General features: G+C 41.5%; 20 protein-coding genes, 1 other RNA gene and 1 pseudogene. 21 read left to right on the forward strand and 1 reads right to left on the reverse strand.

Going from position 1 to position 17,090, the window contains the following annotated elements; genetic code table 11:
* The first annotated feature begins 28 nt into the window (after nucleotides 1–28).
* The 9 genes from ffs (at nucleotide 29) to FD735_RS00160 (ending at nucleotide 6,741) form a co-directional block, all read left to right on the forward strand.
* Nucleotides 29–122: signal recognition particle sRNA small type (gene ffs / locus FD735_RS00120), an RNA gene on the forward strand.
* 64 nt (nucleotides 123–186) lie between these two features.
* Nucleotides 187–630: a dUTP diphosphatase gene (locus FD735_RS00125; RefSeq protein ID WP_139658197.1), complete on the forward strand. Its 444-nt coding sequence runs from the start codon at nucleotides 187–189 to the stop codon at nucleotides 628–630.
* Nucleotides 590–1,147 carry a histidine phosphatase family protein gene (locus FD735_RS00130; RefSeq protein WP_176553040.1) on the forward strand — a complete coding sequence of 186 codons (558 nt, stop codon included), beginning with the start codon at nucleotides 590–592 and terminating at the stop codon, nucleotides 1,145–1,147. The genes FD735_RS00125 and FD735_RS00130 overlap by 41 nt, the downstream gene beginning before the upstream one ends.
* A gap of 37 nt (nucleotides 1,148–1,184) precedes the next feature.
* Nucleotides 1,185–2,522, forward strand: a complete 1,338-nt coding sequence (radA, locus tag FD735_RS00135; protein ID WP_255296287.1) for a DNA repair protein RadA — start codon at nucleotides 1,185–1,187, stop codon at nucleotides 2,520–2,522.
* A gap of 72 nt (nucleotides 2,523–2,594) precedes the next feature.
* Entirely contained in the window at nucleotides 2,595–3,089 is a 495-nt protein-coding gene (locus tag FD735_RS00140) for a carbonic anhydrase (protein ID WP_002876632.1), read from the forward strand.
* 213 nt (nucleotides 3,090–3,302) lie between these two features.
* Nucleotides 3,303–4,271: a ribose-phosphate diphosphokinase gene (locus tag FD735_RS00145; protein WP_000010174.1), complete on the forward strand. Its 969-nt coding sequence runs from the start codon at nucleotides 3,303–3,305 to the stop codon at nucleotides 4,269–4,271.
* Between the two features lie 340 nt (nucleotides 4,272–4,611).
* On the forward strand, nucleotides 4,612–5,259 hold the full coding sequence (gene abpA / locus FD735_RS00150) for an amylase-binding adhesin AbpA (protein ID WP_139658198.1): 648 nt from the start codon (nucleotides 4,612–4,614) through the stop codon (nucleotides 5,257–5,259).
* A 93-nt stretch (nucleotides 5,260–5,352) separates the two neighbouring features.
* Nucleotides 5,353–6,186 (forward strand): class B sortase, LPKTxAVK-specific, encoded by an 834-nt coding sequence (gene srtB, locus FD735_RS00155; RefSeq protein WP_139658199.1) that lies wholly within the window; start codon nucleotides 5,353–5,355, stop codon nucleotides 6,184–6,186.
* A 117-nt stretch (nucleotides 6,187–6,303) separates the two neighbouring features.
* A complete protein-coding gene (locus FD735_RS00160) occupies nucleotides 6,304–6,741 on the forward strand; it encodes a CoA-binding protein (RefSeq protein WP_000076495.1) in 438 nt (145 codons plus the stop codon).
* 28 nt (nucleotides 6,742–6,769) lie between these two features.
* On the opposite strand, the gene FD735_RS00165 is transcribed toward FD735_RS00160, so the two are convergent.
* Nucleotides 6,770–7,780: a YeiH family protein gene (locus FD735_RS00165; RefSeq protein ID WP_139658200.1), complete on the reverse strand. Its 1,011-nt coding sequence runs from the start codon at nucleotides 7,778–7,780 to the stop codon at nucleotides 6,770–6,772.
* Nucleotides 7,781–7,931: 151 nt separating this feature from the next.
* On the opposite strand from FD735_RS00165, the gene FD735_RS00170 reads away from it, so the two are divergent.
* The 12 genes and pseudogenes from FD735_RS00170 to FD735_RS09860 form a co-directional block, all read left to right on the forward strand.
* Nucleotides 7,932–9,101, forward strand: a complete 1,170-nt coding sequence (locus tag FD735_RS00170; RefSeq protein WP_139658201.1) for a pyridoxal phosphate-dependent aminotransferase — start codon at nucleotides 7,932–7,934, stop codon at nucleotides 9,099–9,101.
* Nucleotides 9,098–9,868 carry a DNA repair protein RecO gene (gene recO / locus FD735_RS00175; protein WP_000616143.1) on the forward strand — a complete coding sequence of 257 codons (771 nt, stop codon included), beginning with the start codon at nucleotides 9,098–9,100 and terminating at the stop codon, nucleotides 9,866–9,868. The genes FD735_RS00170 and recO overlap by 4 nt, the downstream gene beginning before the upstream one ends.
* The gene (plsX, locus tag FD735_RS00180) at nucleotides 9,865–10,857 is read left to right on the forward strand and encodes a phosphate acyltransferase PlsX (RefSeq protein ID WP_139658202.1); all 993 of its coding nucleotides are present in this window, start codon (nucleotides 9,865–9,867) and stop codon (nucleotides 10,855–10,857) included. The genes recO and plsX overlap by 4 nt, the downstream gene beginning before the upstream one ends.
* A gap of 5 nt (nucleotides 10,858–10,862) precedes the next feature.
* Nucleotides 10,863–11,099, forward strand: a complete 237-nt coding sequence (locus FD735_RS00185; RefSeq protein WP_000136435.1) for an acyl carrier protein — start codon at nucleotides 10,863–10,865, stop codon at nucleotides 11,097–11,099.
* A 438-nt stretch (nucleotides 11,100–11,537) separates the two neighbouring features.
* Nucleotides 11,538–11,726, forward strand: a complete 189-nt coding sequence (locus FD735_RS00190; RefSeq protein WP_049501355.1) for a class IIb bacteriocin, lactobin A/cerein 7B family — start codon at nucleotides 11,538–11,540, stop codon at nucleotides 11,724–11,726.
* A 17-nt stretch (nucleotides 11,727–11,743) separates the two neighbouring features.
* The gene (locus FD735_RS00195) at nucleotides 11,744–11,911 is read left to right on the forward strand and encodes a bacteriocin (RefSeq protein ID WP_000415691.1); all 168 of its coding nucleotides are present in this window, start codon (nucleotides 11,744–11,746) and stop codon (nucleotides 11,909–11,911) included.
* A gap of 9 nt (nucleotides 11,912–11,920) precedes the next feature.
* Nucleotides 11,921–12,109, forward strand: a complete 189-nt coding sequence (locus tag FD735_RS00200) for a hypothetical protein (RefSeq protein WP_139658203.1) — start codon at nucleotides 11,921–11,923, stop codon at nucleotides 12,107–12,109.
* 24 nt (nucleotides 12,110–12,133) lie between these two features.
* Nucleotides 12,134–12,343 carry a bacteriocin immunity protein gene (locus tag FD735_RS00205; RefSeq protein WP_125414669.1) on the forward strand — a complete coding sequence of 70 codons (210 nt, stop codon included), beginning with the start codon at nucleotides 12,134–12,136 and terminating at the stop codon, nucleotides 12,341–12,343.
* Between the two features lie 209 nt (nucleotides 12,344–12,552).
* Nucleotides 12,553–14,706, forward strand: coding sequence for a peptide cleavage/export ABC transporter ComA (gene comA, locus FD735_RS00210; protein WP_125414668.1), 2,154 nt, complete (start codon nucleotides 12,553–12,555; stop codon nucleotides 14,704–14,706).
* Nucleotides 14,707–14,718: 12 nt separating this feature from the next.
* Nucleotides 14,719–16,068, forward strand: a complete 1,350-nt coding sequence (gene comB, locus FD735_RS00215) for a competence pheromone export protein ComB (RefSeq protein ID WP_139658204.1) — start codon at nucleotides 14,719–14,721, stop codon at nucleotides 16,066–16,068.
* A gap of 168 nt (nucleotides 16,069–16,236) precedes the next feature.
* Entirely contained in the window at nucleotides 16,237–16,944 is a 708-nt protein-coding gene (gene purC, locus FD735_RS00220) for a phosphoribosylaminoimidazolesuccinocarboxamide synthase (RefSeq protein ID WP_139658205.1), read from the forward strand.
* 79 nt (nucleotides 16,945–17,023) lie between these two features.
* Nucleotides 17,024–17,089: pseudogene (locus tag FD735_RS09860) on the forward strand (phosphoribosylaminoimidazolesuccinocarboxamide synthase); the annotation flags it as partial.
* Nucleotide 17,090 lies beyond the last annotated feature (1 nt).

Below are 17,090 nucleotides of genomic sequence, written 5' to 3' on the forward strand. Positions count from 1 at the left end.
TCTTTAAAAACCGAGGGGAATGTGGTATAATAAATAGTGGAGCAACAGTTCTGCGTGAAGCGGGTCAGGGGAGGAATCCAGCAGCCCTAAGCGATGTGAATTGTGTGCTCTTTTTTCGTGCTTTTTTCGAATAAATAAGATAAAATAGCCTAGAATAAATGATTATAGAATAGAAAAGAGAAAGATATGAACATTCGTGGTTTTGAATTGGTTTCGAGTTTTACAGATGAAAATTTGTTACCTAAGCGTGAGACAGCCCATGCAGCTGGTTATGATTTAAAGGTTGCAGAACGTACGGTGATTGCGCCAGGAGAGATTGTCTTGGTTCCGACAGGTGTTAAGGCCTACATGCAGCCGACAGAAGTGCTCTATCTTTATGACCGTTCATCAAATCCTCGTAAGAAGGGCTTAGTCTTGATTAACTCGGTTGGGGTCATTGATGGGGATTATTATGGAAATCCTGGGAATGAAGGGCATATTTTTGCGCAGATGAAGAATATCACAGACCAAGAGGTTGTTCTTGAAGTTGGGGAACGTGTGGTTCAGGCTGTCTTTGCACCATTTTTGATTGCAGATGGGGATGAGGCAGATGGCGTGCGAACTGGTGGATTTGGATCGACAGGGCATTAAGATGAAGATTGTCTTTGTACGTCATGGGGAGCCAGATTACCGTGAGTTAGAGGAACGTTCTTATACAGGTTTTGGGATGGATTTAGCACCTTTATCTGAGAAAGGACGGCAACAAGTTCAGGAACTTTGCCAAAATCCCTTGCTACAATCAGCTGATTTGCTAGTAACTTCAGCAGTGACAAGGGCTTTAGAAACTGCATCTTATGTGGTTCGTGCTACTTGCCTTCCTTTGAGGGTGGAGCCTTTGTTACACGAATGGCAGGTTTACGAAAGTGGCATAGAGAATTTTGAAAAAGCACGTACTCTGTTTTTAGAAAACAAGGGGGAGTTGCTTCCTAATAGTCCTATTCAGTATGAGACAGCTGAAGAGATGAAGGCGCGTTTTTTGGAAACTATGATAAAGTACCGAGACTACCAGACAGTTCTAGTGGTAGCTCATCGAATGCTCATGCGTCAGTTTGTGCCAAATGAGAAGATTGATTTTTGCCAAGTGATTGAGTGTGAGATAGAGATTTAGAAAGAGGTTTATCATCGCAAAGAAAAAAGCGACATTTGTGTGTCAAAATTGTGAATATAATTCACCTAAGTATCTAGGGCGTTGTCCTAACTGTGGGTCTTGGTCTTCTTTTGTAGAAGAGGTTGAGGTTGCCGAGGTCAAGAATGCACGAGTGTCCTTGACAGGTGAAAAAACCAAGCCTATGAAACTGGCTGAGGTGACTTCCATCAATGTCAATCGAACCAAGACAGAGATGGAGGAATTCAACCGTGTGCTTGGTGGAGGTGTGGTACCGGGGAGTCTCGTTCTTATCGGTGGAGATCCAGGAATCGGGAAATCAACCCTTCTCCTACAAGTTTCAACGCAGCTGTCTCAAGTGGGTACGGTTCTCTATGTCAGTGGGGAGGAGTCTGCCCAGCAGATTAAGTTACGGGCAGAGCGCTTGGGAGATATTGATAGTGAGTTTTATCTCTATGCAGAGACCAATATGCAGAGTGTTCGCGCAGAAGTAGAAAGAATTCAGCCAGACTTCCTCATTGTTGACTCTATCCAGACGATTATGTCTCCTGAGATTTCAGGGGTGCAAGGGTCTGTGTCTCAGGTGCGTGAGGTGACCGCTGAGCTTATGCAGCTGGCTAAGACCAATAACATTGCCATCTTTATCGTAGGGCATGTGACCAAGGAAGGGACCTTGGCTGGTCCGCGTATGCTGGAGCATATGGTAGATACAGTGCTTTACTTTGAAGGGGAACGTCACCATACCTTTCGTATCTTGAGAGCAGTCAAAAACCGTTTTGGTTCCACTAATGAGATTGGCATATTTGAGATGCAGTCGGGCGGATTGGTTGAGGTGCTCAATCCGAGTCAAGTTTTCCTAGAGGAGCGTTTGGATGGGGCTACTGGCTCGTCAATCGTTGTGACCATGGAAGGGACCCGTCCGATTTTGGCGGAGGTTCAGGCTTTGGTAACACCAACCATGTTTGGAAATGCTAAACGCACGACGACAGGACTTGATTTCAATCGTGCAAGTCTGATTATGGCTGTTTTGGAAAAACGAGCAGGGCTTCTCTTGCAAAATCAGGATGCCTATCTCAAATCTGCTGGTGGCGTGAAATTGGATGAGCCTGCCATTGACTTAGCCGTTGCAGTGGCTATTGCCTCTAGTTACAAGGACAAGCCAACCAATCCTCAGGAATGTTTTGTGGGAGAATTGGGCTTGACTGGAGAGATTCGGCGCGTGAATCGTATCGAACAACGCATCAATGAAGCGGCAAAATTAGGCTTTACCAAGATTTATGTACCCAAGAATTCCTTGACAGGAATCACTCCACCCAAGGAAATTGAAGTCATTGGTGTGACAACGATTCAAGAAGTTTTGAAAAAGGTCTTTGCATAATCCGTGACAAATCCTCTTAAAAATGATAAGATAGGAGAAATATTTGATTATCAAATTTTTGAGGAGGGAATCGTGTCGTATTTTGAACAGTTTATGCAAGCCAATCAGGCTTATGTTGCTCTACATGGGCAGTTAAATCTGCCACTTAAACCCAAAACCAGAGTAGCTATCGTGACCTGTATGGACTCACGTCTACACGTTGCGCAAGCTCTAGGTTTGGCCCTTGGGGATGCCCATATCTTGCGGAATGCGGGTGGTCGAGTAACTGAGGACATGATTCGTTCACTGGTGATTTCCCAGCAACAAATGGGGACAAGAGAAATTGTGGTGCTTCACCATACAGACTGTGGAGCTCAAACCTTTCAAAATGAAAGTTTTCATGAACATTTGAAACACGAGCTCGGAGTCGATGTGTCTGATCAAGACTTTTTACCATTTCAGGATGTTGAAGAGAGCGTGAGAGAGGATATGCAATTGCTTCGAGAATCTCCACTGATTCCTGATGATGTGGTTATTTCAGGTGCTGTCTATGATGTGGATACAGGAAGTATGAGAGAAGTATACTAACTTTGTCTCGAAAAAATCTCATCCTAGCATAAAATCGATTGTTAAAATGTAGGATTTTTAGTTTTAATATAGCTAATATAAAATAGTATAAAACAAGGGTATAAATGTTTACTCTTGTTTTATTTTTGATTGAAAAATAAAGGAAAAAGCGCTACAATGGTAGATGGAAAATGTTGTGTAAAAACAAGTGATACATAAATACCGGAGGAAATCATGTCTTTTTCTGATTTAAAGCTGTTTGCCCTTTCTTCTAATAGAGAATTGGCAGAGCGTGTGGCGCAAGAAATTGGGATAGAGTTGGGGAAATCGACTGTTCGCCAATTTTCAGATGGGGAGATTCAGGTTAACATTGAAGAATCAATCCGTGGAAAACACGTCTTTATCCTACAATCAACGAGTTCACCTGTAAATGATAATTTACTTGAAATTTTAATTATGGTGGATGCATTGAAGCGTGCTAGTGCAGAATCTGTCAATGTTGTTATGCCCTACTATGGCTATGCACGTCAGGATAGAAAAGCGCGCGCGCGTGAGCCAATCACAGCAAAACTCGTTGCAAACATGCTAGAAGTTGCTGGGGTAGATCGTTTGTTGACGATTGATTTGCACGCTGCACAGATTCAGGGATTCTTTGATATTCCTGTAGATCACTTGATGGGTGCTCCATTGATTGCGGACTATTTTGAACGTCGTGGCATGGTCGGCTCTGACTACGTGGTTGTCAGTCCAGACCATGGTGGGGTGACTCGTGCTCGTAAATTGGCAGAGTTTTTGAAAACTCCGATTGCGATTATTGACAAACGCCGTAGTGTAGATAAGATGAATACCAGTGAAGTGATGAACATCATTGGTAAGGTAGAAGGTAAGACTTGTATCTTGATTGACGATATGATCGATACAGCTGGAACCATTTGTCATGCAGCGGATGCTCTTGCTGAAGCAGGTGCTGTTGAAGTTTACGCAAGCTGTACGCACCCAGTACTTTCTGGTCCTGCTATGGATAATATCCAAAAATCAGCTATTAAAAAATTGGTTGTTTTGGATACTATCTACCTACCAGAAGAGCGTTTGATTGATAAGATTGAACAAATTTCGATTGCTCATCTTCTGGGCGATGCTATTATCCGTATTCACGAAAAACGTCCTCTTTCTCCCCTATTTTGTATTGAGAAAAAGATTTAAAACTTACAACTGAAAATATGCGAGTAATAATGGTAGAGGATATAATAGTAATGAGAACTTTGTTTTAGAATATATTATAAGAGATTCTAAACAGAGATTTAATAAATCCATAAATCTAAAGAAGTTCCAGTATATATTGTTCGTTTTTTGCGAATGATCTATTAGTTGGCATAGATTAAAAACGCTTTCTTCTTTTATGTAACGAAATTTTAACTTACTTTATTAGATTTTTTAAAAAAAAATTAAAAAAATACTTGACAATCACCATATATGTGATATACTTTAGGTAATAGGGCAAGGCCTTATAAATTAAATAAGAAATTAAAGAGGAGATAAAACAATGAAAAAAGTTTTATTGTCATCAGTAGCAGCTCTTGCAGTATTTTCTGCAGCAGCCCCAGCGTTTGCAGATATCAATGGTGGAGCTAACACTCCTGGAGCATATGATTCACGTGAAGCATATGAAAACCAATCTGAATTTGTAAGTGCTCGTACAGTTGAAGAGTACCTTAGCGCTCATGCAGCAGAAATCAAAGCTCAAGCAGCAGCTGATCCAGCAGTTGTAGCAGCTAAGAAAGAATTTGATGCTGTCGAAGGTGGATCACACCTTTATGGTGAAAAGAAAGCAGCTTATGAGGCAGCTTACAATACTGCATTCTTGAATGTACGTAATGAATATGTACAAAAATTCCAAGAAGTTCAAAATTCAGCGAAGAAAGCTGAAGGTAAATACTACATCTTGAACGAAACTCCAGAACAAAAGAATGCTCGTTACGAGAAAGAACATGGTAAAGCAGCAGCTGATCAAGCAGCACCTGGTCAAGCAGCACCTGGTCAAGCAGCAGCTGATAAGCCATCAGCTAAACCTGAAGAAGGTAAACCAGGTGTAGCTGATCAAGCTAAAAAATCTGCTGAAGCAGCTAAAAAAGCTGGTGTAGATGCAAAAGCTGGTCAAAAAGCTCTTCCAAAAACACACGCTGCTAAATAATTCATTTATTTGGTGAAGTATCCTATCACTGAAACTTTGTTTCAGTGATTTTTTTGATAATAGATATATAGTAGAATAGTTGAAGGAGAAAAAATGAGTAAACGTTCTAAAAAAACCAAAGCATCCATTTGGAAAATTATTCTCTCCGTGCTTACAGTAGCGCTTGTTTCAATAGGTGGTTATTTTGTATTTAATAGTTTTACAACTCCAAAGGGAACAACTAACGAATCAGAAGTTACTCAGGAAGCATCGAAATCGGCCTATGTTGTTAGTGCAGAAGAAAAAGAATATCTTTCAAATAGATTTAAGGGCTTAACTGCAACTAATTCTGAAACAATTGCTTATGTTTATGCTCCTGGTACACAGTTAGACGAGCCTGTTGTTCAAACAAAGGACAATGAGACTTATCTAAATAAGACCTTTGAAGGTGAACAGGTGCCTTATTTGGGTGCGGTATTCATGGATGCTGATAATAAGAAAGATTTTAGTGATCATTTAACTTGGTTATTTGGTCATGCTAGAGGTAGTAAAGTTGGTGATCATCGTATGTTTAATGATGTGAACTACTATAGTCGTCAAGAATATTTTAATGAGCACCCTTATGTTGTTGTTGAAACACCTGAGAGGAAGTATTACTACGAAGCTGTTGCGATGATTATTGTACCAGAAGAAACAGCCTTCTATCGTACTAGTTTTGAAGATGATAAAGATTTTGAAAAACAGTTAACTACTATTTATGATACAGCAGAGGTTAAGAAACCAAATGTAAAAGTATCTGCTACAGATAAGTATCTTGTCCTTTCAACTTGTCGTGAAGAGGATGAAACTATTCGTGCAAATCTCTATCTTCGCCAAATTCCTGATTCAGAGATGGATGAGTTTGTGAAGCAACATGGTGATCAACTTGCATACAAAGCAACTAGATAGGATAAAATAAATAATTTTTTAACTTCTTAAATCTGCTTAAAGGATTTAAGAAGTTTTTTATGTTAAAAATAGTCAGTGTTTGTGAAATATGCTATACTGAGAAAAAGGAGGATTTCTATGAGTCAAGAATTTATCAATCCAAGTGATGGTGTGATCCGTCAGTATCTGGAGACCAGTAAAACGTTAGCGGTAGTGGGCCTGTCTGACCGTGAGGAAACAACTAGTAATCGAGTGACCAAGGAAATGCAAGCTCGGGGCTATAAAATCATTCCAGTTAATCCCAAGGCTGCAGGTGGGGAAATCTTGGGAGAGAAGGCTTATGCGAGTCTAGCTGAGATTCCTTTTCCTGTGGACATTGTCAATGTATACCGACGTAGCGAGTTTTTACCAGATGTAGCGCGTGATTTTCTCAAGGCTGATGCCAAGATTTTTTGGGCACAACTGGGACTTGAAAGCCTAGAAGCGGAAGAAATCTTGCGTGCTGGAGGATGCGATGACATCGTGATGAATCGCTGTATTAAGAGAGAACATACTCGCTTAATTCTTGAGCAATAAAAAGGTAGCCATGGGCTACCTTTTTATTTTATAAAGTACCAATCAATGCTTGCATGCCAAGACTGGTGAGGATGATGGCAATCCAGCAAAGGGCTCCAAGAAGAATGGATTTACCGCTGGATTTGACCATGGCAATCAGATTGGTTTTGAGACCAATAGCACTCATGGCCATGATAATGAGGAATTTGGAGAGTTGTTTGAGAGGGGTAAAGAAGCTACTAGACACACCGAGAGAGGTAAGGAGAGTCGTTAAGAGAGAGGCCAGGATAAAATAAAGGATAAAAAGTGGGAAAACTTTTTTCAGTTGTACGCCTTGTTTATTTTCTTGCTGGCGACTTTGCCAGTAGGAGAGAAAGAGAGTGATGGGAATGATTGCTAAGGTGCGCGTGAGTTTCACAATGGTTGCAGATTCAAGGGTATTGGTCTGATAAAGACTGTCCCAGGAGCTGGCGGTAGCCGTTACAGAAGAAGTATCATTGACCGCAGTTCCTGCAAAGAGGGCGAAGCCATCATTGGATAAGTGAAGCCAGGTTCCTAGGGTTGGAAAGATGAGTGCAGCCAAGACATTGAAGAAAAAGATAACGGAAATGGCTTGGGCAACTTCTTTTTCCTTGGCATGGATAACGGGCGCTGTCGCAGCAATGGCAGAGCCGCCACAGATAGAAGACCCCACTCCAATCAAGGTAGCTAGTTTTGTGTCTAGCGCAAAGAAACGTTGGAAGAGGTAGGCAACGATTAAGGAAATCGAAATGGTGGAAAGGATGACAGGGAGTGAAGTTTGTCCAACTGCGAAGACTTGCGAGATATTGAGACCAAAACCGAGTAAGATAACGGCATACTGGAGTAATTTCTTGGAACTAAAGGTCAAACCTGCGTCTAGTTGTTTGTAGGGTGAGAGCCAGGGGTGGAGGAGCATTCCAGCAAAAATTGCAAAGACAGGTGCACCCACGACGGGGAAAAATCCTCCCAGGAACCAAGATACGATAGAAATGAGAAGGCAAGCCAAGATGCCTGCTCCATTTTTTGATAAAAATGACATAAAAACCTCCGAAAATAAGCATTTATTATTATACTCCTGTCGAGAAGAAAAGTAAAACAGAAAGTGAAAAATGCAGGTTTCAGATGGATTTTGCGGTCAGGGAGCTTTTGTAGTATAATAGTACTATGTTCTGTAAGCAAGGGGGATATCTATGGACTTAACCAAGCGCTTTAATAAACAGTTAGACAAGATTCAAGTTTCCTTGATTCGCCAGTTTGATCAGGCTATTTCGGAGATTCCTGGGGTCTTGCGTTTGACCTTGGGGGAACCTGATTTTACAACGCCAGATCATGTCAAGGAGGCAGCCAAGCGAGCCATTGACCAGAACCAATCCTACTATACAGGGATGAGCGGTTTACTGACCTTGCGCCAGGCTGCTAGCGACTTTGTAAAAGAAAAATACCAGCTAGATTATAATCCTGAAAATGAAATTTTGGTTACAATTGGGGCGACAGAGGCTTTATCTGCTACTTTGACAGCTATTTTGGAAGAGGGAGACAAGGTGCTCTTGCCAGCTCCTGCCTATCCAGGCTATGAACCGATTGTCAATCTGGTTGGGGCAGAGATTGTCGAGATTGATACAACTGAAAATGGTTTTGTTTTGACCCCTGAGATGTTGGAAAAGGCCATTTTGGAGCAGGGTGACAAGCTCAAAGCTGTCATTCTCAACTATCCAGCCAATCCGACAGGAATTACCTATAGTCGGGAGCAGTTGGAAGCCTTGGCAGACGTTTTACGCAAGTATGAGATTTTTGTTGTCTGTGATGAGGTTTACTCAGAATTAACCTATACAGGCGAAGCCCATGTATCTCTGGGAACTATGCTGAGAGACCAGGCTATTATTATCAATGGCTTGTCTAAATCGCATGCCATGACTGGTTGGCGTTTAGGTTTTATCTTAGCACCAGCAAACTTCACAGCTCAACTCATCAAGAGTCACCAGTACTTGGTAACTGCCGCAAACACTATGGCTCAGCATGCTGCGGTGGAGGCTTTGACCGCTGGTAAAAACGACGCAGAGCCTATGAAGAAGGAATACATCCAGCGTCGAGATTATATCATCGCAAAGATGACTGCTCTTGGTTTTGAAATTATCAAACCAGACGGTGCCTTCTATATCTTTGCTAAGATTCCAGCGGGCTACAATCAAGACTCCTTTGCTTTTCTGAAGGATTTTGCCTATAAGAAGGCGGTTGCCTTTATCCCTGGTGCAGCCTTTGGACGTTACGGAGAAGGCTATGTGCGTCTGTCTTATGCAGCCAGCATGGAAACAATCAGAGAGGCCATGAAACGACTTGAGGAGTACATGAGAGAAGCATGATTCAGTCTATCACGAGTCAAGGTCTCGTACTCTACAATCGTAACTTTCGTGAAGATGACAAGCTAGTCAAGATCTTTACCGAGCAGGCGGGCAAGCGCATGTTTTTCGTCAAACACGCTGGCCAGTCCAAACTAGCTCCTGTTATTCAGCCTTTGGTGTTGGCACGATTTCTCTTGCGCATCAATGATGATGGGCTTAGCTACATCGAGGACTACCATGAGGTGATGACCTTTCCAAAGATTAATAGTGATCTCTTTGTCATGGCCTATGCTACCTATGTGGCAGCTCTTGCAGATGCTAGTTTGCAGGATAATCAGCAGGATGCTCCCTTGTTTGCTTTCTTGAGGAAGACTCTGGAGTTGATGGAAGCAGGGATAGATTATCAGGTTTTAACCAATATTTTTGAAATTCAAATCTTGACTCGATTTGGAATCAGCCTTAATTTTAATGAGTGTGTCTTTTGCCATCGGGTCGGTCAGGCCTTTGACTTTTCTTTCAAATATGGAGCCTGCCTCTGCCCAGAGCATTATCATGAGGATGAGAGACGTTGTCATCTAAATCCCAATATCCCTTATCTGCTCAATCAATTTCAAGCCATTGATTTTGAAACCTTGGAGACCATTTCTCTTAAGGCAGAAATCAAGCAAGAGCTACGCAAGTTTATGGATCAACTCTACGAAGAGTACGTTGGGATTCACCTTAAATCAAAGAAATTCATTGATTCCCTAGCAGACTGGGGACAATTACTAAAAGAGGAAAACAAATGAAAAAAATCGCAGTAGATGCTATGGGGGGCGATTACGCACCTCAAGCCATCGTTGAGGGTGTCAACCAAGCCCTTGCTGACTTTTCAGATATTGAGATTCAACTCTATGGAGATGAAAGCAAGATCAAGCAATATCTAACAGCGACAGAGCGCGTTAGCATCATCCATACGGATGAGAAAATTAATTCAGACGATGAGCCGACAAAAGCTATCCGTAAGAAGAAAAATGCCAGCATGGTATTAGCAGCCAAGGCAGTCAAAGAGGGAGAAGCAGACGCCGTCCTCTCAGCTGGGAACACAGGTGCCTTGTTGGCTGCAGGATTCTTTATTGTGGGTCGTATCAAAAATATCGATCGTCCAGGACTCATGTCTACCTTGCCGACCATCGATGGAAAAGGCTTTGATATGCTAGATCTCGGTGCCAATGCAGAAAATACAGCCCATCATCTGCACCAATACGCTGTTTTAGGTTCCTTCTATGCGAAAAATGTTCGTGGGGTTTCGAAACCACGTGTTGGTTTGCTCAACAATGGAACAGAAAGCAGCAAGGGAGATCCGCTTCGTAAGGAAACATACGACTTGCTAGTAGCTGATGAAAGTTTGAACTTTGTCGGAAACGTGGAAGCGCGTGATCTGATGAATGGCGTTGCGGATGTTGTCGTAACAGATGGTTTCACGGGAAACGCTGTTCTCAAATCCATTGAAGGGACAGCCATGGGAATTATGGGCTTGCTCAAGACAGCTATTACAGGTGGTGGTCTTCGAGCGAAGCTAGGTGCTCTACTTCTCAAGGATAGTCTTAAGGGGTTGAAGACACAGCTCAACTATTCAGATGTTGGAGGAGCAGTCTTGTTTGGCGTCAAGGCGCCAGTTGTAAAAACTCATGGCTCAAGTGATGCCAAGGCTGTGTACAGTACGATTCGTCAGATTCGTACCATGCTAGAAACAGACGTAGTTGCTCAAACTGCGCGTGAATTTTCAGGAGAATAAAAAAGATGACAGAAAAAGAAATTTTTGACCGTATTGTAACCATTATCCAAGAGAGACAGGGAGAAGACTTTGCCGTAACAGAAGCCTTAAGTTTGAAAGACGATCTAGATGCGGACTCAGTGGACTTGATGGAGTTTGTCTTGACACTAGAAGATGAATTTGGTATCGAAATCACTGATGAGGAAATCGATCAACTTCAAAGTGTAGCGGATGTAGTAGCGATTATTAAAGATAAAAAATAGCCAAAAGCAACATGCAAGTCATGTTGTTTTTTATTTGCAGAAAAAAGAGAAACTTTTAGTAGAAATTGCGAATGAAGAGATGAGAAAGAAAAAGGAGGAACATTTATGTATGTGACTGGTTTTTATCTGTGGTTCATTAAGTGGTTTTTAAAATAAAAATGAATGAATTGTTTATTTTCGAATTGTTTTTCGAATAAATAGGTAAGGAAAAAGGGAAGGAGATTACGCGATGTATTTACCAATCTTATTGCCATGGTTGATCAAATGGTATTTAAAATAAATGAAATTTACCTGTTCATTTTAAATTACTTCTCGAATAGATAAGTGAGAAGAAAAGGAAGGAGAGAAGAAAATGATTTCAGTAATTTACCCAATCTGGCTATTTAAGTGGCTTAGAGGTTAAAGATTAAATATATAGAAAAAATAAGGAGAAAACAAATGACAAATTTTGACAACATGGAACAGAACTTTGTAGCTCTTACGGAAGAAGAGTTGACGGATGTGAATGGGGGAGCATGGCCGATTGTAGCTTGGGTGATTGCTAATCCTGTGACAGCAGCTAAAATTGCTGGTGGAATTACTGCAGCAGGAATTGCAGGTTATAATTATGTGACGGGTAGATGGTAATAGAAGGAGGAGATGATATGGAAAAATCTATTTTAAAATTTGAAACAATGACTGATACGGACTTGCAGGAAATTCAAGGGGGAGCCTTTCCCCTTCTTATCCCTGTGGCAGTTGGTTTTGTAAAAGGTTTTGTATATACAGGTGGAGCTATTTTAACAACTCGAGCACTCTTTTCAGGTAAATAGGAGTCTGCTATGAAAAAAATCTTATTAGGATTTGCTGAGGGGTATTTTGTCGTATCGATTATTCTTTATATCGCAACGTATTTGATTATGAAAAATCCGATCAATACTCTGTTTTATCCAGAAATCTATCCGATTCTGCTTGGTCTGTTTTATGGAGAATACAAGCAAAAAACAACAGAAAGTACGATTGAGAATTGATGGAATGTCAGATTGGAGTTGGAGATGAAAGTCGTTCAATTACTACAAAAAGCTTGGCCAGAGTTTATTGTATTGTTTAGCTCTATAACTTATCTAATGATTAGAATTGTGGCTGATGTAAACAAAATAAATCTACCTACGTGGTTTGAATGTTTTGATATACCTACGATTTCATTATTTTTGATGACATTTATCTCACTTTATAGAAGTAAAGAGAATATCATTTCAGAATAGTTTATTTCTAGGCATTCATTTTTTAACGGTTACTTTAAGCAGGCAGAACTTTTGTTCTGCTTTTTACATTTAAATGATAGTTTATGCTTTCTAAAGTGCGTTTTAGGCGCGAAAATGGTTTATTTAGGAATATTTTCCTGTTTTTATCCTTATTTGGTTAAAATAATCTTACAAATTTTTAAAGAGATTATTAGAAAAAGGAGATGGATATGAAATTTGGGAAAAGGCACTATCGTCCCCAGGTGGATCAGATGGATTGTGGCGTGGCTTCCTTGGCTATGGTCTTTGGCTACTACGGTAGTTATTACTCCTTGGCTCATCTACGAGAGTTAGCCAAGACGACCATGGATGGGACGACCGCTTTGGGACTTGTAAAGGTAGCAGAGGAGATTGGGTTTGAGACGCGGGCTATCAAGGCGGATATGACGCTCTTTGATTTGCCAGATTTGACCTTTCCTTTTGTGGCTCATGTGCTCAAGGAAGGGAAGTTGCTCCACTACTATGTGGTGATAGGTCAGGATAAAAAGCACATTCATATCGCTGATCCAGATCCTGGTATCAAGCTGACCAAGATTTCCCGTGAGCGATTTGCGCAAGAGTGGACAGGGGTTAGTATTTTTATGGCACCATCACCGGACTACAAACCTCATAAGGAGAAAAAACAGGGGCTCCTATCCTTCTTGCCAATCTTACTCAAACAGCGTGGCTTGATTACCAATATCGTCCTAGCGACACTCTTGGTGACCTTTATCAATATCGTGGGTTCCTACTATCTTCAGTCCATCATTGATAGTTACGTACCAGACCAGATGCGTTCGACGCTGGGTATCATCTCAATAGGACTAGTCATCGTCTATATTCTCCAGCAGATTTTGTCCTATGCGCAGGAATACCTTTTACTTGTTCTGGGACAACGGTTGTCCATCGATGTGATTTTGTCCTACATCAAGCATGTTTTTCACCTGCCGATGTCCTTTTTTGCGACACGGAGGACAGGAGAAATCGTGTCTCGTTTTACAGATGCCAACAGTATTATCGATGCGCTGGCGTCGACCATTCTGTCGATTTTCCTAGATGTGTCAACGATTTTGATTATCTCGCTTGTCTTGTTTTCACAAAATATGACACTCTTTTTCATTAGTCTGCTTGCGCTTCCCATCTATACAGTGATTATCTTTGCTTTTATGAAGCCTTTTGAAAAGATGAATCGGGATACCATGGAAGCCAATGCAGTTCTGTCTTCCTCTATCATCGAGGACATCAACGGTATTGAGACTATCAAGTCTTTGACCAGTGAGAGTTCGCGCTATCAAAAGATTGATAAGGAATTTGTGGCTTATCTGAAAAAATCTTTTACCTATAGTCGGGCAGAAAGCCAGCAAAAGGCTCTGAAAAAAGTTGCCCAGCTCCTGCTCAATGTTGCCGTTCTCTGGCTGGGAGCAGTTCTTGTCATGGATGGGAAAATGAGTTTGGGCCAGCTGATTACCTATAATACCTTGCTTGTTTACTTTACCAATCCTTTGGAAAATATCATCAACCTGCAAACCAAACTTCAGACAGCGCAGGTCGCCAATAACCGTCTAAACGAAGTGTATCTAGTAGCTTCGGAGTTTGAGGAGAAGAAAACGGTAGAAGATCTGAGCATGATGAAGGGAGAGATGACCTTCAAGCAGGTTCACTATAAGTATGGCTATGGTCGTGACGTCTTGTCGGATATCAATTTGACCATTCCGCAAGGGTCTAAGATGGCTTTTGTGGGGATTTCGGGGTCAGGAAAGACCACCTTGGCAAAGATGATGGTTAATTTTTACGATCCAAGTCAGGGAGAGATTAGTCTAGGTGGTGTCAATCTCAATCAGATTGATAAAAAGGCCCTGCGCCAGTATATCAACTATCTACCTCAACAGCCCTATGTCTTTAACGGAACGATTTTGGAGAATCTTCTCCTTGGAGCCAAGGAGGGGACGACTCAGGAAGATATCTTACGAGCAGTCGAGTTGGCAGAGATTCGGGAGGATATTGAGCGCATGCCACTGAATTACCAGACAGAATTAACTTCGGATGGGGCTGGAATTTCTGGTGGGCAACGGCAGAGAATCGCTCTGGCGCGTGCTCTCTTGACGGATGCGCCGGTCTTGATTTTGGATGAGGCAACTAGTAGTTTGGATATTTTGACAGAGAAGCGGATCGTGGATAATCTTATGGCTTTGGACAAGACCTTGATTTTCATCGCCCACCGCTTGACCATCGCTGAGCGGACAGAGAAGGTTGTTGTTTTGAATCAGGGCAGGATTGTCGAAGAAGGTACCCATGCAGACTTGCTTGCACAGAATGGCTTTTATGCCCATTTGGTCAATAGCTAGAAAGAGGAGAAGATGAAACCAGAATTTTTAGAAAGTGCGGAGTTTTATAATCGTCGTTACCATAATTTTTCCAGTCGGGTGATTTTACCTATGTCACTTCTGCTCGTGTTTTTACTGGGATTTGCAGTTTTTGCAGAGAAGGAGATTAGTTTGTCTACCAGAGCGACTGTTGAACCTAGTCGGATCATTGCTAATATCCAGTCGACTAGCAATCAACTCATCGTGGCCAATTATCTAGAAGAAAACAAACTAGTCAAGCAGGGGGAACTCCTCGTTCAGTACCAGCAAGGGGCGGAGGCTGTCCAGGTTGAGGCATATGCCAGTCAATTGGAGATGTTAAAGGATCAAAAAAAGCAGTTGGGGTATTTGCAATCCAGTTTGAAAGAGGGGAGTGATCAATTTCCAGAGGCAGATAAGTTTGGTTACCAGGAGATGTTTCGAGATTATCTCAGCCAAGCGAATAGTCTAAGAAGTAATGTTTCTCAACAAAATGCTAGCATATCTTCTCAAAATGCGGCAGCAAGTCAGAGCCAGACCGAGATTGGCAATCTTATCAGTCAAACACAGGATAAAATTCGAGATTATAAAACAGCTAAGTCGGCGATTGAAACAGGGGATCAACTGGATAGTCAGAATCCAGCCTACTCTTTTTATCAGACCTATAAAAATCAAGGTGAAGAAGATCCGCAAGCTAAATCGCAAGTTATTGCGCAAGTGGATGCACAAATTGCTCAGCTAGAGTCCAGTCTAGCTACGTATCGTGTACAGTATGCGGGTTCTGGAGCTCAACAGGCTCATGCAACGGGACTGGATAGTCAACTGGAATCGCTCAAATCTCAGCACTTAGTCAAAGTCGGTCAGGAATTAACTCTTTTGGATCAGAAAATTTTGGAGGCGGAATCGGGTAAGAAGGTACAGGGAGGTCTCCTAGATAAAGGGAAGATTACAGCAAGTGAGGATGGGGTGCTTCACCTCAATCCTGAGACTAGTGAATCTACGATGGTCGCAGAAGGAACCCTGCTAGCCCAACTCTACCCATCCTTGGAAAAAGAAGGGAAAACCAAACTCACAGCTTATCTCAGTTCAAAAGATGTTGCTAGAGTCAAGATTGGGGACTCTGTTCGTTATACTACGACTAATGATGCGAAGAATCAAATTTTCCTGGATTCTACGATTACAAGTATCGATGCGACAGCTACAAAGACTGAAAAAGGGAATTTCTTTAAAATTGAGGCGGAGACCCATCTGACTTCTGAGCAGGCTGAAAAACTTCGCTATGGTTTAGAAGGCCGCCTGCAGATGATTACGGGAAAGAAAAGCTATCTCCGTTATTTTTGGGATCAATTTTTGAATAAAGGGTAATATTCGTGTTTTTCAGAGGATAAATGATTTTAAAACTGTAAGAAGAGTTCATCTTGCAGTTTTTCTTTACGCTTAAAATAGGAAAATGTTATTTATTCGTAAAAACCTTGAATTTTCCATGCTTTTGTGGTAGAATGTGCTCAAGTAAAACGAAAGGCGAACTTTAAAATGTCAAAACAACTGATCTATTCGGGAAAAGCTAAGGATATCTATACAACTGAGGATGAAAATCTCATTATTTCAACTTACAAGGACCAGGCAACTGCTTTTAACGGTGTCAAGAAGGAGCAGATTGCGGGCAAGGGAGTGTTAAATAATCAGATTTCATCTTTTATTTTTGAGAAATTAAATGCGGCTGGTGTAGCGACTCATTTTGTGGAGAAGCTTTCGGATACGGAACAACTCAATAAAAAGGTTGAGATTATTCCTTTGGAAGTTGTGCTCCGCAACTACACGGCTGGTTCCTTTTCAAAACGTTTTGGCGTCGAAGAAGGTATTGCATTTGAGACTCCAATTGTCGAATTTTACTATAAAAATGATGATTTGGATGATCCCTTTATCAATGACGAGCATGTGAAATTCCTTAAAATTGCGGATGACCAGCAGATTGCCTACTTGAAAGAAGAAACCCGTCGTATCAATGAGCTCTTGAAAGCTTGGTTTGCTGAGATTGGCCTTAAATTGATTGACTTTAAGTTAGAGTTTGGTTTTGACAAGGATGGCAAGATTATCTTGGCAGACGAGTTTTCACCAGATAACTGCCGTTTGTGGGATGCAGATGGCAACCACATGGATAAGGATGTTTTCCGTAGAGGACTAGGTGAATTGACTGACGTTTACGAGATTGTTTGGGAGAAATTGCAGGCTTTGAAATAAGCTGTTATTAACGGAAAACCTTCGTCTTTCAGATGTAAGGACTCAGGCTGTAAAGGTCCCCCAGACCTTTACACTCCATCGGGGTCTAGGTGAACTGACAGACGTTTACGAGATTGTCTGGGAAAAGTTGCAGGAATTGAAATAAT

The sequence above is a fragment of the Streptococcus sp. 1643 genome (assembly GCF_006228325.1).
In the GTDB taxonomy this organism is placed as follows: domain Bacteria; phylum Bacillota; class Bacilli; order Lactobacillales; family Streptococcaceae; genus Streptococcus.